This is a genomic window from Vibrio sp. 10N.222.48.A3 (genome assembly GCF_041475345.1).
Classification (GTDB): Bacteria; Pseudomonadota; Gammaproteobacteria; order Enterobacterales; family Vibrionaceae; genus Vibrio; species Vibrio tasmaniensis_A.
This window is the reverse complement of sequence record NZ_JBFRVX010000756.1, coordinates 1-596: the sequence shown is the minus strand read 5'-3', so window position 1 is coordinate 596 and position 596 is coordinate 1. Positions and strand designations below refer to the sequence as shown.

Annotated in this window: 1 protein-coding gene; it reads left to right on the top strand. The window is 42.4% G+C overall.

Features of this window, described 5'->3' with window-relative positions:
- Positions 1-112: 112 nt before the first annotated feature.
- Positions 113-596 (top strand): translesion DNA synthesis-associated protein ImuA (imuA, locus tag AB4653_RS19420; RefSeq protein WP_372105051.1); only part of this gene is annotated, 484 nt, incomplete at its 3' end.

Genomic DNA, 596 nt, shown 5'->3' with positions numbered 1-596 from the left:
TTTTTTTGTATCTAAATCAATCAACTAACACTTACTTCCGCTAATTTTCATCATTTCTCTTTGCATCTTTTTCATTGTTAAATATACTGTATAAATATACAGGTATTTAATTATGCATGAACTAATAAAAAACTTACAAGACCGCCAGCTAATCTGGACAGGGTTACAATCAACAGCGCAAGGAAGTACTACTTCAACAGGCTATCCTCAACTGGATAAACAGCTTGATGGTGGCTTTCCGACGCATGGTGTTATTGAGGTTGAATCGCAACAAGGGATCGGCGAACTTCGCCTGCTTACACCCTATTTAGCTCAACAAAACTCACAAAAATTGGCCATCTTCATTAACCCACCGGGGAAGATCTGTGCCGAATTTTTTAGCAGCCAAGGTATTGAGCTCGATAACATCTTGGTGATCGAGCCTCAACGCGACCTCGATGCATTATGGGCAGCCGAGCAATGCCTCAAGAGTGGTGCTTGTCACTCGGTATTGTTATGGGGAGCCGATCTCGAAATCCACCAAACCAAACGCTTACAAGCAGCAAGCGAAACGGGCAAATGCCTGCAATTTCACTTTAAAGCCACCAGCCATAATC